The 26,176-nt window shown below is 62.7% G+C and carries 23 protein-coding genes; 9 read left to right on the top strand and 14 right to left on the bottom strand.

What is annotated here, in order from left to right; all coding sequences use genetic code 11:
- Positions 1–9 precede the first annotated feature (9 nt).
- Positions 10–738: a TetR/AcrR family transcriptional regulator gene (locus V7650_RS10680; protein WP_335656230.1), complete on the bottom strand. Its 729-nt coding sequence runs from the start codon at positions 736–738 to the stop codon at positions 10–12.
- A gap of 121 nt (positions 739–859) precedes the next feature.
- On the opposite strand from V7650_RS10680, the gene V7650_RS10675 reads away from it, so the two are divergent.
- From V7650_RS10675 to V7650_RS10645, 7 genes are all read left to right on the top strand, one after another.
- A complete protein-coding gene (locus tag V7650_RS10675) occupies positions 860–2,482 on the top strand; it encodes an acyl-CoA carboxylase subunit beta (RefSeq protein ID WP_335656229.1) in 1,623 nt (540 codons plus the stop codon).
- A gap of 151 nt (positions 2,483–2,633) precedes the next feature.
- Positions 2,634–3,461, top strand: coding sequence for an enoyl-CoA hydratase/isomerase family protein (locus V7650_RS10670; RefSeq protein WP_335656228.1), 828 nt, complete (start codon positions 2,634–2,636; stop codon positions 3,459–3,461).
- 105 nt (positions 3,462–3,566) lie between these two features.
- A complete protein-coding gene (locus V7650_RS10665) occupies positions 3,567–5,564 on the top strand; it encodes an acetyl/propionyl/methylcrotonyl-CoA carboxylase subunit alpha (RefSeq protein ID WP_335656227.1) in 1,998 nt (665 codons plus the stop codon).
- A 132-nt stretch (positions 5,565–5,696) separates the two neighbouring features.
- Positions 5,697–6,851, top strand: coding sequence for a nitronate monooxygenase family protein (locus V7650_RS10660; RefSeq protein WP_335656226.1), 1,155 nt, complete (start codon positions 5,697–5,699; stop codon positions 6,849–6,851).
- 91 nt (positions 6,852–6,942) lie between these two features.
- Positions 6,943–8,100: a CaiB/BaiF CoA transferase family protein gene (locus tag V7650_RS10655; RefSeq protein ID WP_335656225.1), complete on the top strand. Its 1,158-nt coding sequence runs from the start codon at positions 6,943–6,945 to the stop codon at positions 8,098–8,100.
- Positions 8,101–8,188: 88 nt separating this feature from the next.
- Entirely contained in the window at positions 8,189–9,829 is a 1,641-nt protein-coding gene (locus V7650_RS10650; protein ID WP_335656224.1) for an acyl-CoA synthetase, read from the top strand.
- An 82-nt stretch (positions 9,830–9,911) separates the two neighbouring features.
- A complete protein-coding gene (locus V7650_RS10645; RefSeq protein ID WP_335656223.1) occupies positions 9,912–10,817 on the top strand; it encodes a diacylglycerol/lipid kinase family protein in 906 nt (301 codons plus the stop codon).
- Between the two features lie 10 nt (positions 10,818–10,827).
- On the opposite strand, the gene V7650_RS10640 is transcribed toward V7650_RS10645, so the two are convergent.
- The 10 genes from V7650_RS10640 to V7650_RS10595 all read right to left on the bottom strand — a co-directional run bounded on the left by V7650_RS10640 (position 10,828) and on the right by V7650_RS10595 (position 22,330).
- Positions 10,828–11,718 carry an alpha/beta fold hydrolase gene (locus V7650_RS10640; RefSeq protein WP_335656222.1) on the bottom strand — a complete coding sequence of 297 codons (891 nt, stop codon included), beginning with the start codon at positions 11,716–11,718 and terminating at the stop codon, positions 10,828–10,830.
- A gap of 75 nt (positions 11,719–11,793) precedes the next feature.
- Positions 11,794–14,532, bottom strand: a complete 2,739-nt coding sequence (locus V7650_RS10635; RefSeq protein ID WP_335656221.1) for an MSCRAMM family protein — start codon at positions 14,530–14,532, stop codon at positions 11,794–11,796.
- A 56-nt stretch (positions 14,533–14,588) separates the two neighbouring features.
- Positions 14,589–15,431, bottom strand: a complete 843-nt coding sequence (locus tag V7650_RS10630) for a fimbrial biogenesis chaperone (protein ID WP_335656220.1) — start codon at positions 15,429–15,431, stop codon at positions 14,589–14,591.
- A 218-nt stretch (positions 15,432–15,649) separates the two neighbouring features.
- A complete protein-coding gene (locus V7650_RS10625) occupies positions 15,650–16,141 on the bottom strand; it encodes a DUF4402 domain-containing protein (RefSeq protein WP_335656219.1) in 492 nt (163 codons plus the stop codon).
- Positions 16,142–16,409: 268 nt separating this feature from the next.
- Positions 16,410–17,366, bottom strand: a complete 957-nt coding sequence (locus V7650_RS10620; protein WP_335656218.1) for a ParB/RepB/Spo0J family partition protein — start codon at positions 17,364–17,366, stop codon at positions 16,410–16,412.
- Complete coding sequence (locus V7650_RS10615; RefSeq protein ID WP_335656217.1) at positions 17,366–18,148, bottom strand: ParA family protein; 783 nt, start codon at positions 18,146–18,148, stop codon at positions 17,366–17,368. The genes V7650_RS10620 and V7650_RS10615 overlap by 1 nt, the downstream gene beginning before the upstream one ends.
- Before the next feature lie 26 nt (positions 18,149–18,174).
- A complete protein-coding gene (rsmG, locus tag V7650_RS10610) occupies positions 18,175–18,792 on the bottom strand; it encodes a 16S rRNA (guanine(527)-N(7))-methyltransferase RsmG (protein WP_335656216.1) in 618 nt (205 codons plus the stop codon).
- On the bottom strand, positions 18,789–20,669 hold the full coding sequence (gene mnmG / locus V7650_RS10605) for a tRNA uridine-5-carboxymethylaminomethyl(34) synthesis enzyme MnmG (RefSeq protein ID WP_335656215.1): 1,881 nt from the start codon (positions 20,667–20,669) through the stop codon (positions 18,789–18,791). Before mnmG ends, rsmG begins: the two co-directional genes overlap by 4 nt.
- Before the next feature lie 74 nt (positions 20,670–20,743).
- On the bottom strand, positions 20,744–22,039 hold the full coding sequence (gene mnmE, locus V7650_RS10600; protein WP_335656214.1) for a tRNA uridine-5-carboxymethylaminomethyl(34) synthesis GTPase MnmE: 1,296 nt from the start codon (positions 22,037–22,039) through the stop codon (positions 20,744–20,746).
- 18 nt (positions 22,040–22,057) lie between these two features.
- On the bottom strand, positions 22,058–22,330 hold the full coding sequence (locus V7650_RS10595) for a DUF6489 family protein (RefSeq protein ID WP_335656213.1): 273 nt from the start codon (positions 22,328–22,330) through the stop codon (positions 22,058–22,060).
- Positions 22,331–22,442: 112 nt separating this feature from the next.
- Here V7650_RS10595 and V7650_RS10590 point away from each other — a divergent pair, with 112 nt between their 5' ends.
- Both V7650_RS10590 and V7650_RS10585 read left to right on the top strand, forming a co-directional pair.
- On the top strand, positions 22,443–23,162 hold the full coding sequence (locus V7650_RS10590) for a dienelactone hydrolase family protein (RefSeq protein ID WP_442955283.1): 720 nt from the start codon (positions 22,443–22,445) through the stop codon (positions 23,160–23,162).
- Positions 23,159–23,560 carry a nuclear transport factor 2 family protein gene (locus V7650_RS10585; RefSeq protein ID WP_335656212.1) on the top strand — a complete coding sequence of 134 codons (402 nt, stop codon included), beginning with the start codon at positions 23,159–23,161 and terminating at the stop codon, positions 23,558–23,560. The genes V7650_RS10590 and V7650_RS10585 overlap by 4 nt, the downstream gene beginning before the upstream one ends.
- Positions 23,561–23,777: 217 nt before the next feature.
- Here the strand turns inward: V7650_RS10585 and V7650_RS10580 are convergent, their stop codons facing one another.
- The 3 genes from V7650_RS10580 to rho are packed head-to-tail and all read right to left on the bottom strand — an operon-like array spanning position 23,778 to position 26,071.
- On the bottom strand, positions 23,778–24,503 hold the full coding sequence (locus tag V7650_RS10580; protein WP_335656211.1) for a YjbE family putative metal transport protein: 726 nt from the start codon (positions 24,501–24,503) through the stop codon (positions 23,778–23,780).
- Positions 24,503–24,796, bottom strand: a complete 294-nt coding sequence (locus tag V7650_RS10575; RefSeq protein WP_335656210.1) for an antibiotic biosynthesis monooxygenase family protein — start codon at positions 24,794–24,796, stop codon at positions 24,503–24,505. Before V7650_RS10575 ends, V7650_RS10580 begins: the two co-directional genes overlap by 1 nt.
- Before the next feature lie 18 nt (positions 24,797–24,814).
- Positions 24,815–26,071, bottom strand: a complete 1,257-nt coding sequence (gene rho, locus V7650_RS10570; protein ID WP_335656209.1) for a transcription termination factor Rho — start codon at positions 26,069–26,071, stop codon at positions 24,815–24,817.
- Between the last annotated feature and the right edge of the window lie 105 nt (positions 26,072–26,176).

The raw sequence follows: 26,176 nt of genomic DNA, 5'->3' as shown, positions 1-26,176 counted from the left end.
TTTTGCCCGTCAGGAAAGGCGGCTGGCAAGCGATGCAATGGTTTCCGTCAGCTGCTCGACCTGTCGGGACAGGCCGGCGAGGGTGGCCCCGCCAGCCGCTTCGCGTTCGGCAGCAGCACCATAATGGGCGCGGAACAGCGCAACCATGTCGTCGACCACAGGCTGCTGATCCCTGGTGCTGCGATCGCCCTCCATCGTCATCTCGATCGAACGGGCGCTATATTCGAGGCTGCCGTAGAATATGTCCCGCGCCTGCCACAGCACCGCGTCGGCGCGCAGTTCACCGCGATCCTGCCCGCGCAGGAACTGCCGGTCGAATACCGCCACATAATGGCGCAGATGGTCGCGCGAGACGCTGACCTCACTGTTGTTGCGGCGCAGCGCGAAGGTCAGGTTGATGAAATCGGCGTTCACGATCACCGTATTGAGATGATATCGGGCCAGCGCGTCGAGCCGGCCAAAGAAATCAGGGACTTGAACCGACGCCATCACGCCCTCTGCTTCCAGGGTCAGCCCGTCCCAGAATCGCTGCAGCACCGCCAGCATCAGCTCCGCCTTGGAATCATAATAGCTGTAGATGGTGCCTTCGCCGATGCCGGCACGGCGGGCGATCTCCTGCATCCGGGCGCCGTCGAAGCCGTGATCGACAAAGATGGTCCGGGCCGCTTCCAATATGACCCGCTCCTTGCGCTCGAGCTTGGCGCGCTGGGTTTCAGAGGGGATCGCTTTTGACGCCACGATTTGTTCCTTTACGAACTTGACTCGACAATATCGAATGCTATTCAATTAGCCTTTATGGACTCGCCGTGTCAAATGGCGAATAGTCCGCACGATCACATCGGAAAGAGGCGCTGCACCCATGCCCCAGTTTAAATCGAAGATCGCCGTCGGCTCCGACAGTTACGAGCAAAATCGCAAGGACATGCTGACGCTGATCGAACATCTGCGCGGCCTCGAGCAGCGCGCGGTCGCAGCTTCGGAGAAGCGCCGCCCGACCTTCGAGAAGCGCGGCCAGCTGACCCCGCACGAACGGCTGAAGCGGCTGCTCGACCCCGGCATGCCCTGGCTGCAGCTGTACAATATGGCCAATTACCTGGTCGAGGACGACAATCCCGAGACCAGCATCCCCGGCGGCAGCGTCATCCTCGGCATCGGCTTCGTCAAGGGCGTGCGCTGCATGATCTGGGTCGATGACAGCGGCATTCGGGCCGGCGCCGCTACCGCCGGCGGCTGGGACGCCAGCAAGGGCGCGCAGAAAATGGCGCAGCAGTTCAAGCTGCCCTTCCTGCATCTGGTGGAAAGCGCCGGTGCCAACCTGATGGAATATAAGGTCGAGCTGTGGGCGCATGGCGGCATGCTGTTCCGCAATCTCGCCTGGCTGAGCGCGGCCGGCATCCCGACCATGGTCGTGCTGCACGGACCCTCCACCGCCGGTGGCGCCTATATGCCGGGCATGTCCGACTATGTCATCGGCGTGCGCAACAACGGCATGGCCGCGCTCGGCGGCGCGGCGCTGGTCCACGCGGCGACCGGCGAGGTCGCCGACGATCGCGAGCTCGGCGGCACCGAGATGCATGCCTCGACCACCGGCAGCGTCGAATATCTCGCCGATGACGACGCCCACGGCATCGCCATCGCGCGCGAGACCATGGCCCGTCTCGACTGGAACAAGAACAGCACCCCGATCCGCCGCAACGATTACGAGGAACCGCTCTACGATATCGACGAGATCGCCGGGATCGTGCCGGTCGACTATACCACGCCCTATGACGTGCGCGAGGTCGCAGCGCGGATCGTCGACGGCTCCGATTTCGAGGAATTCAAGGCCCGCTATGGTCCGGGCACGGTCTGCATGCAGGCCAGCATCATGGGCCACGCGGTCGGGCTGATCGGCAACAATGGGCCGTTCGACCCGGAAGCGGCGGCCAAGGCCACGCATTTCTTCCAGCTGTGCGACCAGTCCGAGCTGCCGATCATCTTCCTCAACAACACCACCGGTTATATCGTCGGCACCGAGTCCGAGCACAAGGGGATGATCAAGCTGGGCAGCAAGATGATCCAGGCGGTGTCCAATGTCCGGGTGCCGAAGCTGGCGCTCTATATCGGTGCCAGCTTTGGCGCGGGCAATTACGGAATGAGCGGCACCGCCTTCGAGCCCGATTTCCTGTTCAGCTGGCCCAACGCGAAAACTGGCGTCATGGCGGGCGCGTCGGCGGCCAACACGATGAGCCACGTCGCCCGGGTGCAGGCGAAGCGCAAGGGCGAGGAGCCCGACGAAGCGGCCATTGCCAGGCAGGAACAGCGGATCCGCGATATTTTCGAGGCGCAGGAAAGCGCCTTCTTCACCTCCGGCCGGGTGCTCGACAATGGCGTGATAGACCCGCGCGACACCCGCAAGGTGCTGGGCTTTGCGCTGGAGACGATTTTCGAGGCGCAGAACCGGACGCTGCACCCCAATGCCTTCGGGGTGGCGCGGATATGAGCAAGCTATCGACTGAAGCGCTGTTCACCCGCGCAGGCGGGTGCCCATCTCGGAAACATCCGTCTGGCACTACCGGCCACGAGAAAACCCAACCATTGCGTCTAGAGGCAAGGGCAGGACATGGATCCCTGCCTTGGCAGGGATACACATCATGACCAACCTACCCGACACAAAAACCCTCGAACTGGACCTCCGTCAGGGCTGGCTGACCATCTGGTTCAACCAGCCGGACAATCGCAACGCCCTAAGCGATGCGCTGGTCGCGGAACTGGCGGCGGTGCTGAAGAGCGTGCGCGAGGATCGCCCTGATTATGAAAGTGGCGTGCGCGGTATCACCCTGCGCGGGCGCGGCGGCATATTCTGTGCCGGCGCGGACCTGAAGAATTTCAAGGACAATTTCCAGCAGAGCGGCAATCGCGCCGATATCATCAAAATGTCGAGTGGCGCGGCCGAGATATTCGACCTGGTCAACACCGCCCCGCAGGTAGTGATCGTGCTGATCGAGGGCGCGGCGATGGCCGGCGGCTTTGGCCTGTCCTGCTGCGCCGACGTGGTGATCTGCGAAAGCGGCGCGCGCTTCGCGATGACCGAAACCGCGATCGGTGTGACCCCGGCGCAGATATCGCCGTTCGTGATTCAGAAGCTCGGCTATGCCACGGCGCGCCGGCTGATGCTGACCGCGGCGCGGTTCGACGGCAGCGAGGCGCATGAGCTGGGCTTTGCCGATTTCATCGCCGACGATGTGGCCGGGCTGGAAGCGATCGAGATGCAATTGCGCAAGCAGGTGCTGGGCGCGGCACCCGGTGCGGTCGCAGCGACCAAGGAGCTGCTCGGCCAGATAGCCGGCAAGCCGCGCGAGGACGTGATCCGCCTCGCCGCCGAGAATTTTGCCGACCGCATGGTCAGCGACGAGGCCAAGGAAGGCGTCGCCAGCTTCTTCGAAAAGCGCAAGCCCTATTGGGTGGTGAAGCCGGAATGAACAGATGTTTGACAATTCTGCCGTTCGTCCTGAGCCTGTCGAAGGACAGCTGGCGCAATGCCATGCTTCGACAAGCTCAGCATGAACGGGGTGAAGGAAAATGAAATGACAAGAATCAACACGCTCCTGGTTGCCAATCGCGGCGAGATCGCCTGCCGGGTCATGCGCACCGCCAAGGCGCTGGGCATGCGCACAGTCGCCGTCTATTCCGATGCCGATGCCAAGGCCCCCCATGTCCAGATGGCAGACGACGCGGTGCGCATCGGCCCCGCACCGGTCAACGAATCCTATCTGCTGGTCGACAAGATCATCCAGGCCGCAAAGGACATCGGTGCCGATGCGATCCATCCGGGCTACGGCTTCCTGTCGGAAAATGCCGCCTTCTCCAAGGCCTGCGCCGATGCCGACATCCTCTTCGTCGGCCCGCCGGAAAAGGCGATCGACGTGATGGGCGACAAGGCGCGGTCGAAGCGCGCAATGATTGCCGCCGGCGTACCGTGCGTGCCGGGCTATCAGGGCGATGACCAGGCCGACGAGGTGCTGATCGCCGAAGCGGAGAAAATCGGCGTGCCGTTAATGGTCAAGGCTGCCGCCGGCGGCGGCGGGCGGGGCATGCGGCTGGTCCATCATCTGCCCGACGTGCCCAATGCGATCAAGCTGGCCCGCTCGGAAGCGGAAAACGCCTTTGGCAATGGCGAGCTGATTCTGGAAAAGGCGATCATCCGGCCGCGCCACGTCGAGATCCAGGTGTTTGCCGACAGCCACGGCAATACCATCCATCTCGGCGAGCGCGACTGTTCGGTGCAGCGCCGCCACCAGAAAGTGATCGAGGAAGCGCCCTGCCCGGTGATGACTCCCGAATTGCGGGAGCAGATGGGCGCGGCGGCGGTCGATGCGGCGAAGGCGGTCGACTATGTCGGCGCGGGCACGGTCGAATTCCTGCTCGACCAGTCGGGCGCATTCTATTTCCTCGAAATGAACACCCGGCTGCAGGTCGAGCATCCGGTGACCGAGGAGGTGACCGGCCTTGATCTTGTCGCGCTGCAGCTGAAAGTTGCGTCAGGCGACTTGCTGGGTCTGGAACAGCAGGACATCAGTCTCACTGGCCATGCAATGGAAGTGCGGCTCTATGCCGAGGATCCGGCGGACGATTTCCTGCCCAGCACCGGCCCGGTCCACCTGTGGAAGCCCTCGGGCCTGTCGCGGGTCGACAGCGGGATTGCCAGCGGCGGCGAGGTTTCGCCCTTTTACGATTCGATGGTCGCCAAGATCATCACCCACGGCGCGACCCGCGACGAGGCGCGGCGGCGGATGATCAAGGCCTTGTCGGAAACCGCCTTGTTCGGTCCGAAGACCAACCGCGACTTCCTGATCGATGCGCTGGACAGGCCGGACTTTGTGACGGGCGAAGCGACCACGGCATTTATCGGCGAAAATTATGGCGAAGGCGGCGTCGATCTCGGCGATCACGCCTTCGGTTCCTATGCCATTGCCGCGGTCATCCACCACAAGCTGCGGCAGCAGGCGGCGCACCGGCTGGCGCTCAACGTCAACCCGGAAATGCTCGACTGGTCGAACACCGGCGCGCTGGAAACCGTGGTGCAATATGCCGACGGCGACGATGCGCAGACCATCCATGTCCATGTCGACCGGCCGGGCCAGTATCGGGTGATCGCGGGCGAGGACCAACGATCGGTTACCCTGATGAGCCTGACCGCCGACCATGCAAAATTGCGGGTCGATGGCCGCACCGTCGAGGTGATTTATTACGACGATCACCGCACGCTCTATCTGGCGCTGCCCGACCGCTCGCTGACCGTCACCGACCTGACCGGCCTCAGCGCGATGGAGGATGCCGGCGGCGGCGGCACCGTGGTCGCGCCGATGCACGGCCTGCTGCTCGAGATACTGGTCGAGGCCGGCGCGCGCGTCGCCCGGGGCGACAAGCTGGCGGTGCTGGAGGCGATGAAGATGCAGCACGAAATTCTCGCCGAGATCGACGGCACGGTGGAATCGATCAGCGCGACCGCCGGCAAGCAGATCGCGGCCGACGACCTGATTTTGGAGATCGCCGCGGACGAGGCGGCGGAAGAGGACGGTTGATCGATACCGTTCGCCCTGAACCTGTCGGAGGATGTCAGAGGGATACCGTTAGTGGCGAGCCTGTCGAACCACGGCTCTCGTCGCTAGGCGCCCTTCGACAGGCTCAGGCCTAACGGCAAGAGGGAATATGCAATGAACAACAAGATCTGCGACATGCTCGGCATCGAATTTCCGCTGGTCGCCTTTTCCCATTGCCGCGATGTCGTCGCCGCGGTGTCCCGCGCCGGTGGCATGGGCATATTCGGCGGAGTCAATTGCTCGCCGGAAACGCTGGAGGAGGAACTGAGCTGGATCGACGCGCATGTCGACGGCAAGCCCTATGGGCTCGACATCATTGTCCCGAACAAGGTCGAGGGCAAAGGCGAGCAACTCGACCCGGAGGCGGTGCTGGCGGCGCTTCCGCCGGAACACAAGCGGTTTACCGATGACATCATGCAACGCCATGGCGTCGATCCCGCCCGCATCGCGGACGATATCGAGGCGGTGCGCCGCGAGCAGGTCGCGTTCACCGACAATCTGCGCGGCGGCACCGCGGCGGCAATCCTCGAGGTCGCCTTTCGCCATCCGATCAAGCTGATCGCCAATGCGCTCGGCATCCCGCCGCAGGTGATGCTCGACATGGGCCAGAAGCATGGTGTTCCCGTCGCGGCGCTGGTCGGGACCAGAGACCATGCGATGAGCCAGGTCGCCGCGGGCGTGGACATCATCATCGCGGTCGGCGGCGAGGCCGGTGGCCATACCGGCGATGTTTCGACGATGGTACTGATCCCCGAGGTCTGCAATGCGCTGGCCCAGATTGGCGACGAGACGCCGGTGCTGGCGGCGGGGGGCATCGCCACCGGCGCGCAGATGGCGGCCTCCATGGCCATGGGTGCCAGCGGCGTCTGGTGCGGATCGGTCTGGCTGACCACGGTCGAAGCGGAAACCAATCCGGTGGTGAAGGCGAAGATGCTCGCCGCCAGTTCGCGCGATACGGTCCGGGCACGCTCGCGGACCGGCAAGCCGTCGCGGCAGCTGCGCTCGCCCTGGACCGATGCCTGGGAAGCGGAGGGCGCGCCGACGCCGCTGCCGATGCCGCTGCAGTCGCTGGTCGCCGAACCGCCGCTCCGGGTGATCGACAAGCTCAGCCAGGGCGACAGCCAGGGCGCGAAGGATCTGGCGACCTACTGGGTCGGCCAGGGCGTCGGCCTGATGAACGAGCAGATGACCGCGGGCCAGGTCGTACAGGGCTTCAAGGAAGATTTCCTTACCGCCTTTGAAAGACTGTCCGCCAACCTGGGCGATTGACGGCCCCCTATCGATCCTGCGCTTGTCGAGCAAGCGATCGCACCATATGCTGGTGGCGCTCTGCAGAGAAGGAGCCGGGATTGAGGATCGCATGACAGAGACAACGCAGCCACTGGCCGGAATCCGGGTCGTCGAATTTTCCACGATGATCACCGCGTCGCTGGCGACGATGATGTTCGCCCAGCAGGGCGCCGACGTGATCAAGGTGGAGCCACCGGGCATCGGTGATCCGATGCGCTGGCTGGGCAGCCAGAAAGCCGGAATCTCCGGCCTGTTCCACAATTGCAACCAGGCCAAGCGCTCGATCACCCTCGACCTCAAGTCGCCCGACGATGTCGCCACCGCCCGGCAGCTGTGCCTGCAGGCGGATGTGGTGATCCACAATTACCGGCCGGGGGTGATGGACCGGCTGGGGCTGGGCAGCGCCGCCCTGCGCGACGAGAAGCCGGAGCTGGTCTATTGCGCGATCACCGGCTTCGGCCACGAAGGACCGCTTGCCAGTCGTCCGGCCTATGACCATGTGATGCAGGCTATGGCCGGCTTCATGACCCTGCAGGGCCACCCCTCCGGCTTCGCCTATGTCAAGACGCTGATCTGCGACAAGGTCACCGCCTATACTGCCGCGCAGGCGATCACCGCCGCGCTGTTTGCCCGCGAGCGCACCGGCAGCGGCCAGCATATCGACCTGTCGATGCTGGAAAGCTGCATCGCCTTTCTCTGGCCGGACGGCGGCATGCACCTGACGCTGCACGGCGAGGACGTCGCGCATGGCGCGCCTTTCGCCGACTATTATCAGTTGCCGCTGCGCTCGACCGACGGCGCCATCGCCTATGCGGCGATGACCGACGGCCATTGGGATGCGGTGTTCGACCTGGTCGGCCGTCCGGACCTGAAAAGCGAGGAACGGTACAAGGGGCTGGCCAATCGCAGCGTCCACATGGCCGAACTGGCTTCGATCATCGCCGGCGAGACGCCGAACCTGACCAGCGCGGAAATGGTCGCCGTGCTCGCCAGCAACGACGTACCGGCGGCGGCCTGCCTGTCGCTGGAAGATCTGCCCGCCGACCGGCAGGCGCTGGCGATGGACATCTTCGAACAATGCGAACATCCGCTGCTCGGCCCCGTGCAGCATGTCACGCCGGCGGCCCGCTTTGGCGGCCGGAAGCTGGCACCATGCGGCCCCAGCCCGGCGCTGGGCGAACATGGTGATGCTATTCGGGCCGAACTCGCTGCCCGCACCCAGCCATAGATCGGCTCGATCGACTCCCGCTATCGCCATTTTGTTGCGTAAATCCGCGATCCGGCTATTCTTTCCGAAAAAATAAGGAGAGAATCGCATGACCTGGCAGATGGCCGATATATGGGAGAATATTGCCCAGGCGATACCCGACAAGCCCGCAATCCTCGACGGCGACAAGCGCTACAGCTGGGCCGAATATGAAAATCGCGCTGCCCGGCTGGCGCAGGTGCTGACCGATCATGGCCTGAAGCAGGGCGCGAAGCTCTCGATCTATTCCCATAACGCAGCCGAATATCTCGAAACCCAGTTCGGGGCCTTCAAGGCGCGAATCTGCCCGGTCAACGTCAACTACCGCTATCTCGAGGCGGAGCTGACCCATGTGATCAACAACAGCGACAGCGAGGCGCTGGTCTTCCAGGCGCAATTCGCGCCGCGCGTCGCCGCGATTCGCGACCAGCTCGAGCAGATCCGGCTTTTCCTGGAGATCGAGGACGGCTCCGGCGAGCATCTCGACGGCGCGGTGTCTTATGAAGAGGCGCTGCACGGGGCGCATCCGATGCCGGTGATCCCGCGGTCCAACGACGATCTCTACATGCTCTATACCGGTGGCACCACCGGCATGCCCAAGGGCGTGATGTACGACCACAAGACCTTTGCCAGCGCCTTGCTCGCCAAGGGTTTCGAGATGCGGATGATGGAGCCGCCAACGGATGCCTCCAGCTTCGGTCCGCTGGTCCGGCAGCTGCATGAAGCCGGGGCGGTGTCCCGCGCCATTCCGGCCTGCCCGCTGATGCATGGCACCGGCATGTGGATCGGTGCGATGATCCCGCACAGTCTGGGCGGCTGCGTGGTGCTGTTTGACAACAGCCATTTCGATCCGGCCGCGCTGTGGCAGCTGGCGGCCGACGAAAAGGTCACCGACATCACGATCGTCGGGGATGTCTTTGCCAAGCCGATGCTGGCGGCGCTGGACGATGCAAAAGCGGCGGGCCAGACCCTTGACCTGTCCTCCCTCGCGATGATGGGTTCATCCGGCGTGATGTGGTCGGCGGAGGTCAAGCGCGGCCTGCTGAACCACCTGCCGCATATGGCCATCGTCGACAGCATGGGCTCGACCGAGGGCAGCATGGGCGTGTCGATCACCACCGCGGAAAATGTCGACAGCGACCAGACCGCCAAGTTCGACATGAATCCGACCACGAAGGTGCTGACCGAGGAAGGCAAGCCGGTAACCCCCGGCTCGGGCGAAATGGGCCTGATCTGCAACGGCGGGATGGTCCCGCTCGGCTATTACAAGGACGAAGCCAAGAGCGCGGCAACCTTCCGCACCTTCGATGGCGTGCGCTATTCGATTCCGGGCGATTTCGCGACGGTCGAGGCCGATGGATCGATCACCCTGCTCGGACGCGGTTCCGCCTGTATCAACAGCGGCGGCGAGAAAATCTTTCCGGAAGAAGTCGAGGAAGCGCTGAAGACACACGAATCGGTCTATGACTGTCTGGTCATCGGCCTGCCAGACGACCGCTTTGGCCAGAAGGTGACGGCTGTGCTGTCGATGGCCGACGGCGCCCGGTTCGACGAAGCGGCGCTGGCCGAGCATGTCCGGACACGGCTGGCCGCCTACAAGGCGCCACGCACCTTCGTCCTGGTCGACGAGGTGCCGCGCGCGGCCAACGGCAAGGCGGGGTACAAGGCCGCGCGGGACATCGCCTTGCGGCGCCTCCAGGTCGCGGCCTAGAAGGCGCCGTACGGTCGCTGTCACCGGCTCGTCATTCGATCCGCCATTGACGGAGACTCCGCAACCGCGCCATGGACGGCCCATGCTTGTCGAACTGATCCACAATCCGGCGTCGGGAACCCATAATGACGTCCGGCTTGACGTGTTGGCCCGGGCGTTCGAGGCGTGCGGGGCGCAGGTGCGGCTGGGCCGGACCAAGCAGGATGGCCGCTTCGAGATTTTTCCCGAATGCGATCTGGTCTGCGTCTCCGGCGGCGACGGGGCCCTGCGGCTGGTTGTCGCGTCGATGGCCAAGGCCGGCCTGACGAAGCCGCTGTGCGTGTTCCCGGCCGGGACGGTCAATCTGGTCGCCCGGGAAATCGGCTACTCGTCCGATCCGGAAAAATTTGCCCGCGAAATCATGGCCGGCTTTCTGGCCAGGGAGCGGGCCAGGCTCGAGGCACCGCTGATCACCAGCGACGGCCTGCCGTTTGTCGCCTGCATCAGCGCCGGTCCCGATGGCCAGGCGGTGGCCCGGCACAATCCGGCGCTGAAGAAGCGAATTGGCGGCGCCGCCTATGCCTGGTCGATGCTGCGGCTGCTCGCCGACTGGCCGGCCTTCCGCTTCGCGCTGCAGGTGGAGGCCGGCGGAAGCGAAACGCAGCTCGACTGCGCGGCCTTTTACGTGATCAAGGCCCGGCATTATGCCGGAAACTGGGTGCTGGCGCCGCAGGCGGACCTGGCCTCCCCGAGGTTTCACGTGGTCGCGCTCGCGCGGGCGCGGCGGCGAGATTTCTTTCGCTTTCTTGCCGCGGTGGCGATGGGCCGCGATCCGGCGCGGCTGGCATTCGTCCGCTCGCTGCCGGCGCAGGCCCTGACGATTCGCGCGGGGGATGCCGGGTCGCAAATGGCCGCCTTCCAGGTGGATGGCGACTGGCTGTCCGCTCAGCCCCGGGACATCCGGATGGCCGGCACCAGCATCACCTATTGCCTGCCGGTGCCCGAATAGGGCGCGCCTGTTAGACGGAGCGGCAATGATCCGCGATCAGATCGACCATCGCCGGCAGCTTGCTGGGCGGCAGGTCATGGCCCATGCCCTCGACCAGCTCGAAGCGGGCGTCCCTGATATTGGCGGCGATATCGCGGCCGCAAGCGGGCGGAATGAGCGGATCGTCGGCGCCGTGGATGACCATGGTCGGCACCGGAATCCGGTTGGCGACCGGACGCAGGTTGCCGGTGTCGATGATCGCGGCCATCTGCCGTTTCGGGCCGGGCGGATAGAAGGCGCGTTCCTGCGCCAGCTGCATCATTGCCCGGCGTTCGTCCGGACGGTTGCGCCCTTCCTCAGATGCGATCAGCGATGAAAAGGCCAGTCCCAGTTCCAGCGCCTCGTCCGGGGTCCGCGTCCGGGCCCGCGCGGTCTGCAGCAGGACCTTGCGAACCTCGGCCTTGGCCCCCGGCAGGCCGGGCGCGTTGGTCGAGGACATCACCGGCGTGAAGGACAAGACGCGGTCGGGGTGATCGGCGGCGATCAGCTGGCCGATCATCCCGCCCATCGAAGCGCCGACGATATGCGCCCGGTCGATCTTCAGCGCATCGAGCACGCCAACCGCATCGCGCGCCATGTCGCCGAGATTATAGGGGGCCATCTGCCGCTTGGGGAAAAAGCGCTTGGCAATCATCTGGCGAATGGGGTTTGGCGCGCTCACCCCGTCGAACTTGTAGGACAGGCCGACATCGCGGTTGTCGAAGGTGATGACGCGGAAACCCTGCTCGACCAGACCATTGACGAAATCCATCGGCCAGTAGATCAGCTGCGCGGTATAGCCCATGACCAGCAATATCGCCGGGTGCGCTGGATTGCCGTGATCTTCTGCCTCGATATTGATGCCATTGGCGATGATTTGCATATTTTGTTCCTGACCGACCGGAAAACAGGATCAGTACCAGAAAGCGCAAGCGTTACAAGGAGCGCCGCACCGCTTCTATGACAGCGGTTTCTGGTCCGGCTGGTCGACCAGATTATCCGCAAGGCTGCTGTTCGGGCTGACCGTCACAATGCCCAGCCTCGCCACCTGGCTGCTCTGGTCAACGCGCGCGCGCACCGCCAGATAGGGTGAAACCTGGATCGCCTGCGCCGACAACGGCGCGACGCGCAGCGTATAGTCGCCATAGGGCACGCCGTCGAACAGGAAAAATCCGTCGAATTCGGTCTGCGTTTCGCGGGCGATGCGACCCTCGCTGTCGATCAGCTCCAGGCCGACACCGGCCAGCGGCGCCCCGCCGCTGCGGGCGAGGGTACCCTCGACTTCGCCGGCGCTGACCAGTGGCAGTTCGACCGTCATCGCCACTCCGGGCCGCGGCGTGATTACCACGCCGGGCAGGGCGGGCTGGACATAGGGGTTCGGCAGGCTGCTGGTGTCGATCCCGATCAGCACCGGCCGGAATGGTTGCAGATTGTCGATGACCGCTCGTCCGTTGCCGTCGGTGGCGTTCATGGCGACGGCCTGCCCGGCGGTCAGCTCGACATTCTCGGCCAGTTTCTCGCCGGGCTGGCGGATCCCGTCGCGATTGGCGTCGTGGAACACGATCGCCAGCGCCTGACCGTTGTTGGCGAGCTTGCTGTTTGACAGCCGGAACTTGCCGCTGCGCGGATCGGGGCCAAGGCTGAAGGCGAGGTTGAGGCCGGCCGCAAGCGAACCATCGGTGGCCGCTTCGGCGCTGGCGGTCAGCGAAAAGCGCTCGAACCGCCGAATGATGCCGATGCCGGCGCGGCCACGTTCGAGCCCCGCGTCATAGCCAAGTTCGGCGCGCCAGTCGGAGCGCTCGCCGGCGCGCCATTCGCCAGTGAAGTTGACCCGTTCAAACTGTTTCTCCGGTGCCAGACGATAGACCGCCTCGCCGCGCAGGCGGACTTTGCCGATCCGGCCATTGGCGAGCAGCCGCGCTTCGAGTCGGTCGGGCGGATCGGGGCCGAAATCGCTGAATCGCTTCTCCCAGTTGAGTTCGCCGGTCAGCGACAGGCGATTGAGATTGAGCGACATCCGACCGGTCAGGTCGAAGCTGTCACGCCCGTCGGATCGGGTCTCATATTGTGCATCTATATGAAAAGGAAGGACATTTTTCCCAATCTTGAAGCCGTGGTCGACCGCCAGGCTGTGCCGGGACTGGACGTTCCGGTCGACCTGGTCGGAGACAAAGCCGCCCCGCGCCCAGACCGATTCGGCAGTGATATAGCTGTTGCCAAACTGGCCGAGCAGCTGGCCGCGGAAAGCCATGCCCTGACCAAGATCGGAGGCGGCGGATAGCTCGACCAGCGTGGGGCCCACCGCCCGGCGCACCGATCCTTCGAGATAGTCGTGGCGCTGGCCGTCAATCTGCAGGGTGAACAGCGAGCCGGCGACCGATGTCCTGGTGTCGAGACCCCGCTCCAGGCCGAAGCCGCCGCGCCAGCCGGCCTGGCGGGTCGGCACATAGGCGCCGAGCCGGATCAGATCCTCGCCGGCCTCGTGAATCCCGGCCCAGTAATAGGTCTGCCGGGGCGGGATCGAGTCGAGCCCGACCGGAATCGACCGTGTTTCGCGCCCGACCTGGCCCTGCGGGCCATAGAGAACGATTTCAAACCGGTTCTGGCCGTAGAGCAGCGGCACGTCGATGAATTCGTAGCGACCATCGGAGCGGTTTTCGGCGAAGGCAAGCAGCTGGTCGTTGCGGTAGAGTTCCGCATCCCAGCCACTGGGCAGTTCGCCGCGAAAGCTGGTGCGGTCGAAACTGTCGGCGCGCTCGACCGGACGGTTGGTGACGAGCGCGCCGCGCCCGGCAACCGATTGCGACACCAGAGCCGTGGAAAAGGTGGAGACGTCGCCGAGGGCAAAGTGCGTCGCGCGCAGCGGCCCGAGCAGCTTGCCGGCCGGGTCGGTGCGATAGGCGCGCATCCGCAGATTTTCGGGAACGCCGCTGTCGTTGGAAGACAGGCGGGCATCGAAGCTCGCTTTGCCCACCTCTCCGGATGCATAGAGCTCGTAGCGGAGATCGAACTGGTGCCCGGACCTCTTGTCTTTCAGGCCGCCGGCGGCAACCACCGCATCGACGGACGGCGTCCGCCAGAATCGATAGGGTTCCGAGGACTGGGGCAGGCTGGTGAGGTCAAAGCTCTTGCGCGGCCGGATCTTGGCGGCCTGTTCCTTGCGGGCCATGGCCCGTTCAAACGGCAGCTGGGTGTCGGACCGGATAGTGAGCAACGCATTCGACAGGTCGGCGACCAGATCGATACCGAACCAGTTCGAAAGGCTCTTCGTATCCACGCACCAACCTTCCGGTACGTCGTAGATCTCGCCGGCCGTCAGCTTCTGGTCGATATTCGCCCCTTGTACCGTGCTGCTGTCCCGATCGATGACGAGCGTCTGGCGCTCGGAGAATATCCAGCCAGTTGCGCGGCGCGACTTTTTGTCGAGCCGCAGCGGAAGGTCGAGGGCCATGATGACGTCGGCGAGGTCGATGCATATGCCGGTATCGGTCTGATAGCCCCTGACACCGTCGCCGAGCCGATATTTGCCGGACCTGAGATCGAACAGCAGCGCGTCATCGTCGCTCGCCGACCAGCCGGTCGCCGCCTGCGCCGGCACGCCAACAAGCAGCAAAGCCGCGAAAATCACCAGGATCCCCGCGGCCTTGGCCCGCGCTGCGACGCGCGGGCCGATTGTCTGATATCGCTGCCTGATCATTTGCATCATGACTGTCTGGCCGAATGACGCCAGATCAAGTCATTGACAAATATGAACTATCTGATGACCATATCGGTTTTGGTGATCAACGCCCCACCGTCATTTGCCGATTCATAATAGGCAACGGACACCGGGCCGTTCAGCTGGGCAGCGATTTCCGGCGGAACCGGAAGCGATACCGTCCGCTTGGCAATCTCGGGATAGACCGCGATGCCGCGCACGACCATCACCGGCTCGGCGACTCCCGGCTTGGTGATCCGGATCTCGCCATAGGTCGAGCGATCGCCCGTGCGGCTCAGGTCGAAGGCGAAGGATTGGCCCTCGACATCGGTTTCCAGGCGGCCATTGGCAATGGCGGCGGTGGCCTGCAGATTGCCGTAGCGCACGATGATCGGAATCGTCACACCGTAGATCGGGGTAAGCGCGATGGTCAGCCCGCCATCGGGCGGCGGCGCGTCCGTGACCGATCGCGCTTCGGGTATCGCGCGGAACAGCAGATGCACCCGATATTCGCCGTCGGCGAGACCTTCGGGTGCGCGCACGCCCAGGCGGATCGCCTGGGGCTGGTTCGGCGGCAGGGTGACGCGGCGCGGTGCATAGCGGATCATCGCCTTGGCGGCCTGCTCGATTGCATTGGCCTCTTCTTCCGAGACATCTTCCAGGCGACCGTCGGTTGTCATCCGCCGTAGCTCAAGGGAAATGCGGTAGGTGGCGGTTTCCGAACCGATATTGTTCAGTATCACTTCGGTGCCGCGCTGGCCGTCGAGCACCACGCGGGTCGGCGCGACCAGAAGGTCGCCGGCCGCCTGTGCGGGAGCGAGGGGCGTGATCGCAGTCAAAGCAAGAGCGGCCAGCCCGAGGCGCGCCTTGCTGAATCGGTTGTTCCCAATAATAGTCATGTCATTCTCCGGTAATGCTGGTCCATCCGGATCGGACGCAACGCGCCCGTACCCACGGCTCAGCTATGCCGAAATAGGGTTACCAAAGCGCTAACCATCACGCGTTTATCGCTGAGTCGCGGCCCGCAACACGCGCAAAAAAAACCCGCTCGCGACGATGGTCGCGAGCGGGTCTATCTAGCCTCGAACGGCGCATTGTTGCGCCGCCGTGCGTGTCTTCAGTTGTAGTTGACGGTCACGTTGAAGGTACCGGCATAGGCACCATCGGCCTGGTTGGCACCGACATTGAGCAGTCCGCCGACGTTGAACGAGCCGGCACCGCCGGTCAGGGTCAGGGTCGAAACGCTGGCAACGATGTTAGCGGTCATGCTGTTGGTGCCGCTGGTCAACGTGACGCTTGGATCGGAAGCAACGCTGACGGTCTCGCCTGCGGTGCCGGTGACATCAAAGCCGGCAGCCGAAGTGGTACCCGAACAGACCAGACCAGCACCGCAAGAGCGGCCGCCGGCACTGACCGAAACGGTGGAGGCTGCGGCACCGGTGACGATCGTGCCGAAGTCCAGCGCGCTGCCATCGGAATTTACGGTAACCTGCTGCAGGATATTGGCGCGTGCATCAGCGGAGGCGGTGGCGGCCTGTGCGGCGGTGGCGCTGAAGGCAGATGCCACGAGTACGGAAGAGGCCAAAGCGGCCTTGATGAATTTTGACATAGTTACTGGTCCCTATTTTTCATTGCGTAGCTGAAAGGACACATGCGGTGTAGCAAACCAAACCCACTGGTCGGCTATCGCCTGTGACAACATTCAGCGGCGTTTATCTCCGGGAAAGAATAAACATTTGCTGCGACTCATGGTTAAATTTATTTTAACCATGCAACCCATTGAATTATATAGGTTAAAAGAGGTGGTTTTGCCCCCGGTTTCGCGAGGGAATCATCGCATCACCGCACCGCCCCCGGCCGTTCACACCCGCCGGAGACTAGATATGCTCGCCGGTCAGACGCTGGCAGATCAGGTCAAGCTGATCAAGATTAGCATATTCAATCGCCAGAACCCCGCCCTGCCCGTCGGACTGGATCTTCACCTTCAGGCCCAGGAGATCGCCAAGATGGGTCTGGAGGGCCTTGATGTCTGCATCCGTCTCGGTGGCGGATGCCTGCCTTGCTGTCGAACCGGGCTTGCGCTGAGACAGCGATTTGCGGACCAGACGCTCGACATCGCGCACCGACAGGCCCTTGCTGGCGATTTGCGGCGCCAGTTCGGCGGCATCGGGCGCATTGATCAGGGCGCGCGCATGACCCATGGTCAGCTTTTCCTCGACGACCAGCGTCTTCACGCTATCCGGTAATTCCAGCAAGCGCATCAGGTTGGCGATATGGCTGCGCGATTTGCCGACGATTTCGGCCAGCCGGGACTGGCTATGACCGTAATCCTCGCTCAGTCGGGCATAGGCCTCGGCCTCTTCGATGACGTTGAGATCCCGCCGCTGGACATTCTCGACGATGGCGATTTCCAGCGTTTCTTCGTCATTGAGATTCCGAACCACCGCCGGAATCTGGTGCAGACGAGCCCTCTGGGCCGCGCGCCATCGGCGTTCCCCGGCGACAATCTGAAAATTTTTCCCGTGCGGGCGAACGACAATCGGCTGAATCACGCCGCGTTGCCGCATGCTGTCCGCCAGTTCATCCAGCGCATCCGAATCGAACGTCTGCCTCGGCTGGTCGGGATTGGGCCGAATTTCCGAAACCGCGATCGAGCGCAGGCCGTCAATGACGGGCGCGGTCGTATTCGAACCGCCCTCGGTGACATCGCCGGTCACGATCGGTTCCTCGCGCTGGATATCGCCAAACAGGCTGTTCAGCCCCCTGCCCAGCCCGGTTGCGCGTTTCGGCGCCTTTTTGCCCTTGTCGTCGAGCGAAGGGTCGTTGTCGGCCATCAGGCAGCCACCTTTCGGTCGGGCAGCCGGCCGATCAGTTCGCGGGCCAGATCGATATAAGCGACCGAGCCGCTGCAGCGATAGTCATAGATCAGCGCCGGCAGTCCATGACTTGGTGCTTCGGACAGGCGCACATTGCGCGGGATCACCGTGTCAAAGACCACGTCTCCGAGACAGGCGCGGACATCGTCGGACACCTGCTCGGTCAGCTTGTTGCGCCGGTCATACATGGTCAGCACCACGCCCATTACCGACAATTGCCGGTTGAACCGGGCGCGGATGCGTTCGACGGTCTGCAGTAGCTGGCTCAGCCCCTCGAGCGCAAAAAACTCGCACTGCAAGGGGACGAGCAGCGATTCAACCGCGACCATCGCGTTCAGTGTCAGCAGGCCCAGCGACGGCGGACAATCGATCAATATGATGTCCCAACGGCTGTTGTCCGCCGCATCCAGCGCCTTCTTCAGACGATGGGTGCGCTCTTCGAATTCGACCAGCTCGACCTCGGCACCCGACAGGTCGACCGTAGCCGGCACGATTTCCAGGCCCGGAACCTTGGTCTGGTTTATGCAGTCAGAAAGCGCGGCGTCGTTAATCAGCAGGTCGTAGCTGCTGTTGACACGGTCGCCCTGCGACAGTCCGAGCCCTGTCGAGGCGTTGCCCTGGGGGTCGAGGTCGATTAACAGCACCTTCCAGCCACTCGCGGCCAGCGCCGTGGCCATATTGATGGCGGTCGTGGTCTTGCCCACTCCACCCTTCTGATTGGCGATTGCGATCCGAACCATTTCGTTTCTGCCCTAAAAAACGCTGTTTAGCCCTTTCCCACCAATATTCCGGCATCCGGATTGGTCAAACTATGTTCCACGTGAAACATTTTTTGCCTTTTTGGCGACAGGCCCTTCAACTCCCTTACCGCATTTTTGCCCTTAGGTAAGAGCCAAACCGTATTTTCTGTGGAAAAACGGTGCGAAAGTGGGATGAGACGATCCAGCGGTGCAAAAGCGCGGGCGCTGATCACGTCTGCCGGAAAGCTGTCGATATTCTCGAGCCGGTCCGCGATCACGGTTGCATGATTGCTTATCCCCGTCCGATCGATGACTTCGTTGAGGAACTCGCACCGCCGCTTGCGCGATTCCACCATGTGGACGTGATAAGGCGTCAATAGCGCGATGACGATGCCGGGAAAGCCAGCCCCCGTTCCCAGATCAAGCCAGATTTTCCCTGCGGTCGGATCGGGAGCGTAGCGCAACAGCTGCGCGCTATCGACAACATGACGGCCCCACAAGCTGTCAGCGCTTGCTTTGGAAATCAGGTTTTGCCGCTGCATTTCGTCCCGAAGCAGCGCCACGAACAGCTCGAGCCGTTCCCATGTTTCACGTGGAACATCGAATTCTTCTTGCAGCCAGGCCTGCGCCTCGTCTTCGGTCATGCGGCCAATGTCCGGGCTTCGCGTCGCCGCGCGTGCACGAGAATGGCCGCCAGCGCCGCCGGCGTTATGCCGCGTATTCGCGATGCGGCCGCGAGCGTTTCCGGCCGCGCCCGCGCCAGCCGCTCGACCATTTCGTTGGACAGACCGGCGATCGCCGCATAGTCGAGATCGTCGCCCAGCGCGATCTGCTCATTGGCCCGCAGATCACGCAGCTCCGATTCCTGGCGCTCCAGATAGGGGGCATAGCGGGCGTCTTCCTCGATCTCCGCCAACAGCCCATGCGCATCATCAGGCAATAGCTCGAGACCTTCCAATTCTTCCAATTCCCGCAACGCCGCCAGCGAGATATTGGGGAAGCGCAGCCAAGCGAACAGGCTTTGCCTCGTGCCATCCCGGCGCACCTCGAGTCCTGCCTTCGCCAGATCTTCGCTGCTGCGGACGCTGTCCAGTGCCGACAGAATCCCCGCCCGCTCCTGCTGACGCCGCTCGAACCAGTCGCGCCGTAGCTCACCCACGCATCCGGCTTCAAGGGCAATAGGGGTGAGGCGGGTCGATGCGTTGTCGGCGCGCAGCCGGAGCCGATATTCGGCGCGGGCCGTCAGCATCCGATAGGGTTCGGTGACGCCCTGCAACACGAGGTCATCGATCATCACCGCGATATAGCTTGTGCCGCGATCGAGTTGCGGCGGCTCCTTGCCCTGCACCGCGCAGGCTGCGCCGAGACCGGCGATCAGACCCTGTGCTGCCGCTTCCTCATATCCGGTGGTGCCATTGATCTGTCCGGCGCAATAAAGGCCCTGCAGGTCGCGGACACGAAGGGATCGGTCGAGCGCCCTTGGATCGATATGATCATATTCCACCGCATAACCCGGTACCAAAATTTCAGCCTTGGCCAGTCCGTCCATCGACCGCACGAATTCAAGCTGGACGTCCGCCGGCAGTGACGTGCTGATCCCGTTCGGGTAGACCAGATTGCTGTCGAGGCCCTCGGGCTCCAGAAACACCTGATGCGAGTCGCGATCGGCGAAGCGGTGGATCTTGTCCTCGATCGACGGACAGTAGCGCGGGCCCTGCGCATCAATGGCACCGCTGAACAAAGGGGAGCGATCGAGCGAAGCCCGAATGATCTCGTGGGTTTCGGAACTGGTCCGGCTCACCGCACAGAATGTCTGCGGCACCTGGCGTCCCCTGGACATGGGTGACATGGTCCAGCCATCGTCGTCCGACGGTTGCTCGGGCAATGCCGCCCAGTCGATGGTGCGACCGTCCAGTCGCGGCGGTGTCCCGGTCTTTAGCCTTGCAATCGGTAGACCCGCATCGCGAATCTGCTGGCCAAGGGAGATCGAGGCCGCTTCACCGGTGCGGCCGCCGGCCACCGTCTCTTCGCCCCGAAACAGCTTCCCGTTCAAGAAGGTCCCGGTCGCCAGGACCACTGATCCGGCGCGAATTTCAGTGCCGTCGGCCAGGCGGATCCCCGAAACGCGCGAGTCAGCGAGAATCAGGCTCGCTACCTCTCCCTCGACAATGGTCAGGTGATCCTGCGCCTCGAGCATGCGGTGGATGGCAGCCTTATAAAGCTTGCGGTCCGCCTGAACACGGGGACCCTGCACCGCTGTTCCCTTGGACAGGTTCAGCATCCGGTAGTGGATGGCGGCGGCATCGGCAGCGCGGGCGATCAATCCGTCGAACGCATCCACCTCACGCACCAGATGTCCCTTGCCAAGACCGCCGATGGCCGGGTTGCAGGACATGGCACCAATACTGTCGCGGGTGAAGCTGACCAGCGCGGTCGATGCACCCATGCGCGCGGCAACTGCTGCCGCCTCGCAACCCGCATGGCCGCCGCCAACTACGATGATGTCAAATTTCCGCGTCATTCCGCGGCCCATAGCCCAAGCGGCTTTGCAGGTCAAAAGCTACTGTCCGCCAGCGTGTGTTCCACGTGGAACAGTCATTTGCCAATACAGAATTTTCCGAACAACCCGTCCAGCATATCCTCGGTGCTCGCCCGGCCGGTGATCGCGTCAAGTGCCTTCCGCGCCATCCGCAGCTGCTCGGCGACAATCAAATAGTCGGTTTCCTCGAGCATCGCCGCGAGGTGGCTGCACGCCGCGGTCAGATGATCCGCCTGCCGCGCATTGATGCTGACCTGGTCGGCGCCGGGCAGAATATCCCTTGCCCGCCCGATCAGAAAGTCGACCAGCGCATCCATGCCAGTACCCGCAACCGGGGACAGGGAAAAGGAACCGCTCCCTTTGGGCTGATGCTCGGGACGGTCAGATCGCGAACTGACTTCGACCAGATTCATCGAAGACGGGCCCTGCCCTTCTTCCCCCAGCCATAGAATGGTATCGGCACTGGTAAATTGCTCACGTGCGCGGTCGATGCCGATCTGTTCGATCGTCTCCGCTCCGCTCTCCCGCACCCCGGCAGTGTCAATGAACAGAAACGGAATCCCGCCCAGAGCGATCGGTACCTCGATCACGTCGCGCGTGGTCCCGGCAATGTCGGAGACGATCGCTGCTTCCCGTTCGACCAGCGCATTGAGCAGGGTCGACTTGCCGCTGTTCGGCGGACCACCGAGCACCACACGGACTCCGTCGCGCAGCTTTTCCGCCCGCGGCCGCGCCAGCAGTCCGCTCATTTCCCGGACCAGCGCCTGGCCCGTCTGCCGGACCATATCCGCCTGCCCCGGGGCGACGTCATCCTCGTCAGAAAAATCCAGTTCGGCTTCGACCTGTGCCGAGAGCTGCAAAATCCGCCGCTGCCAGTCATCCACCCGGCGCGACAGCGCGCCGCCGGCCTGGCGTATCGCAGCCTTGCGCTGCAGTTCGGTTTCGGCGAACAGCAGATCGGAGAGACCTTCCGCTTCGGCCAGGTCGATCTTGCCAAGGGTGAACGCCCGGCGGGTAAACTCGCCCGGCTCCGCCCGGCGCAAACCATCCATCTGCTCAAGCGCGGCCTCAATCGCCCGGATGACGGCACGTCCGCCATGACAGTGAATCTCGGCCAGATCTTCCCCGGTGGCGCTCTTCGGCCCGGGAAACCAGAGATAAAGCGCTTGATCCAGCACTTCGCCATTCACCATATCGGTGATATTACCGAAGGCTGCGACACGCGGTTCTGGTAAATTTCCGGTGAGGCGGGCGAGCGCAATGCCCGATTCCGGCCCGCTGATCCGCAAGATTCCGATCGCCGCCGGCGGCTGTCCGCTGGACAGCGCGAAAATTGTGTCTTCTGCGCTCATTGGAGAGAATAGCGGCGGCTAGTCTGATTTTTTCTTGGTCGACGACGATTTTCCGCTACCCGAAGCGGCGCCCATCGCACCGGTCAGGAAAGAGGAAAACATCTTCAGCCCCGCCTCGCCCATCGGCGCGATAATCTTGGTGAAATTCTGCAACTGCTCGACCGAATTGGCGCCCTGGAGGAATTTCGACATTTCCTGAACGTAGCTTTCGTTCAGCTTGGCCACATCGGGCAGCCCGATCAATCGGCGCGCTTCCTCCGGCGTGCAATCCAGTTCAACGGTGACTTTCATATTGTCTTCCTCTGTTTGACCGTTGCAGCGAAGTCCCCTCCCTCACCCAACAGGCTGATGTTCCACCTTGCCTGCGTCTGATATGGGGATATTGTGACCAAAGAATCAAGTGATGAAACAAAGGAGCTGCAAGATGGGCGCGATGGACAAAGTGAAAACACTGGACGGAGACGCGGAATTTCCCTGCTATGTCGCAAAGCCCGAGGGCGAGGCATCGGCTGCGATCATCGTCATCCAGGAAATTTTCGGAGTCAACAAGGGTATCAAGGCCAAGTGCGACCACTGGGCGAGCCTTGGCTATCTGGCCCTTGCACCCGACCTCTACTGGCGGATCAACGAGGGAACGGATCTCGACGCGGACATCGAGGCGGAATTCCAGACCGCGCTCGACCTGATGGGCAAATTCGATCAGGATCAGGGAATTCGCGATATCGAGGCCGCGATTCATTTTGCCCAGCAGGCCGTGGGTAGCCACAAGGTCGGCTGCGTCGGCTATTGTCTCGGCGGCCGGCTCGCCTTCATGACCGCCTGTCGCACCGATATCCGGGCTTCGGTTGGCTATTATGGTGTCGGCATCGACGGTCTGCTCGGCGAGAAGCACGCGATTTCCCACGAAGTGATGCTGCATATCCCCACCGCCGACGGCTTCGTCTCCTCCGAGGCACAGGCGGCGATGCACACGGGGCTGGATGACCATACCAAGGTCACTCTGCACGATTATGAAGGGCTGGATCACGGCTTTGCCGCCGAATTTGGAAAGCGCCGCGACGAGAACGCCGCAACGCTCGCAGACCGCCGCACCGAGGCCTTTTTTGCGGAACATCTGGCATGAGCGCCCGCGACAATCTGAAGGCCTGGCATCGTCATATGGAGCATAAAAGTCCCTCAGGACTGAGCGACCAGCTGGCCGACGATGCCGTATTCCACTCGCCCGTGGTCCATACGCCGCAGGCCGGCAAGCCAATCGTCATGGCCTATCTGAGCGCCGCGGACGTCGTGCTCAACAATGACAGCTTTCACTATGTCCGCGAAATTGTCGATGACGAGGCCAATATGGCGATGCTGGAATTTGCCCTCGAACTCGACGGGGTCCACGTCAACGGCGTCGACATCATCAGCTGGAATGCGGACGGCAAGATTCAGGATTTCAAGGTGATGGTCCGGCCACTGAAGGCGATCAACAAGGTCTGGGAGGAAATGGGCAAGATGCTGGAGACGATGAAGGGCTAGGCAAGCCGCTTCCTGACAAACGAAGCCGGTTTCAGGATTTCCAGCGCATCAGACAAGGGATCCCTCATTCGCAAATCCCGGCCACCGGGCTGTGCCTAAACGGCGCGGCCGGATTCACGGCCAATCGATACACCTTCCTCGGCCAACTGATTGCAGAGAATCGTCTTTCCCGATCCCGGACCGCCGGTTACAACCGCTATAGGTGCGGTATCCGGATTCACCCGAACAGGGTCAGCACACCGATCGTCTGTTCGTCGCCCAGCAAGCCCGTGTAGATCATCTTGCCAGCGACGTAGACGATTACTGCCAGACCCAGATAGGCGATCCACCGATAGCGTTCTATATATCTCGCGATGACATTGGCGGCCAGGCCCATCAGCGCGACTGACAGCAGCAGGCCGATCACCAGTATCCCCGGATGCTCGCGCGCCGCGCCGGCCACGCCGAGCACATTGTCAAGGCTCATCGACACGTCTGCAGCGGTGACGCCCCATACCGCGCCCCAGAAGGTCTTGGTGGATTTTACCCCGCTATGTTCGTCGCCGACAATCTCTTCCGAACCCGCTGATTCTCCCTTGTGGAAGATTTCGCGATAGAAATTCCAGCCCACCCAGAGCAGCAGAAGCCCGCCCGCCAGGACCAGACCGACGATCTGCAAAAGCTGGACCACGATCAGGGCAAATATGATGCGCAGCACCAGCGCGGCCCCGATCCCGATCAGGATGACCTTGCGGCGCTGGTCGGCCGGCAGGCCGCCAGCTAGAGCGCCAACGACAATCGCATTGTCTGCGGCAAAGACGAGGTCGATCAGGATAACCTGCCCGAAAGCCGCGAGCGCCGCCGGTGTTCCGATATTCGAGAAATCGTGCACAATCGCGGCCCAGACATCCGACAGGGAACCCAGGCCAGTTGCGGCGGACAATATGGAAAGCAGTTCAATCATCACAAAATCGACCGTCCGTAATAGTTCACGACCGGTATAGGGTCGTAGAAATGGTGAAGCAAGGCGCGCCATTGCCGATATTCCGGCGATTTGCGGAAACCGTCGCGGTGCGATTCAATCGCATCCCAAACGATCAGCAGCAAATATCGTTGCGGATCATCGTCCGATTCCCGAACCTCGATCGACTGGAAACCCGGCTGCACGGCAACCAGCGGTCTGGCTTTTGCCATGGCCGCTGCAAAGGCTGCGGACTGTCCTGGCCGGATCTGCAAAATAGCATGTTCGACAATCATCGGGACAGCCCGGCGGGCCTATTGATTCATGCTGTCGAAGAAATCATCGTTGGATTTGGAATCCTTCATCTTGTCGAGCAGGAACTCCATCGCGTCGATCGTGCCCATCTGCATGAGGATGCGGCGCAGCACCCACATTTTCTTGAGCTTCTCGTCCTCGACCAGCAATTCTTCCTTGCGGGTACCGGACTTGCCGACGTCGAGCGCCGGGAAGATCCGCTTGTCGGAGACCTTGCGATCGAGAACGATTTCGGAGTTGCCGGTGCCCTTGAATTCCTCGAAGATGACTTCGTCCATGCGGCTGCCGGTATCGATCAGCGCGGTCGCGATGATCGACAGCGATCCGCCTTCCTCGATATTGCGGGCAGCACCGAAGAAGCGCTTCGGCCGCTGCAGCGCGTTGGCATCCACACCGCCGGTCAGCACCTTGCCGGAGCTTGGCACCACGGTGTTATAGGCGCGGCCGAGACGGGTGATCGAGTCGAGCAGGATGACGACATCATGCTTGTGCTCGACCAGACGCTTGGCTTTCTCGATCACCATTTCGGCAACCTGGACGTGGCGGGTAGCGGGCTCGTCAAAGGTCGAGCTGATCACTTCGCCCTTCACCGAACGCTGCATGTCGGTGACTTCTTCTGGCCGCTCGTCGATCAGCAGCACCATCAGATAGACTTCCGGATGATTGTCGGTGATCGCCTTGGCAATATTCTGCAGCAGCACGGTTTTACCGGTCCGCGGCGGCGCCACGATCAGGGCGCGCTGGCCCTTGCCCTGCGGCGATATGATGTCGATGACGCGGGCGGACTTGTCCTTTTCGGTCGGATCGAGACTGTCGAGCTTGAGCTTCTCGTCGGGATAGAGCGGCGTCAGATTGTCGAAATTGACCCGGTGACGGACGGCATCGGGATCGTCGAAATTGATCGAGATCAGCTTGGTCAGCGCAAAATAGCGCTCGCCATCGCGCGGCGCGCGGATCTCGCCTTCGACGGTGTCGCCGGTGCGCAGGCCGAACCGGCGGACCTGGTTCGGCGAAACATAGATATCGTCGGGACCAGCCAGATAATTCGCGTCGGCCGAACGCAGAAAGCCAAAACCGTCGGTCAGCACTTCGATCGTGCCGACACCCATGATCTGCTCGTCATTATCGGCCAGTTCCTTGAGGATGGCGAACATCAGGTCCTGTTTGCGCAGGGTCGAGGCGGTCTCGACGCCAAGCTCTTCCGCCATCGACACCAGGTCGGCAGGCGATTTCTGTTTCAATTCTTTTAAATGCATGGAGTTTTATCCAGATATGTCAGAAGGTTATTTCTTCATTTCGCATGTGCGCAGCGCGTGGCTGTTTTCGATTCACATGAAAAGTCGCCCGGACGGGCTTTGGCG

Source organism: Parasphingorhabdus sp., from assembly GCF_036964565.1.
Taxonomy (GTDB): domain Bacteria; phylum Pseudomonadota; class Alphaproteobacteria; order Sphingomonadales; family Sphingomonadaceae; genus Parasphingorhabdus.
The sequence above is the reverse complement of the archived record's forward strand: the minus strand, read 5'-3'. Positions and strand labels throughout refer to the sequence as shown.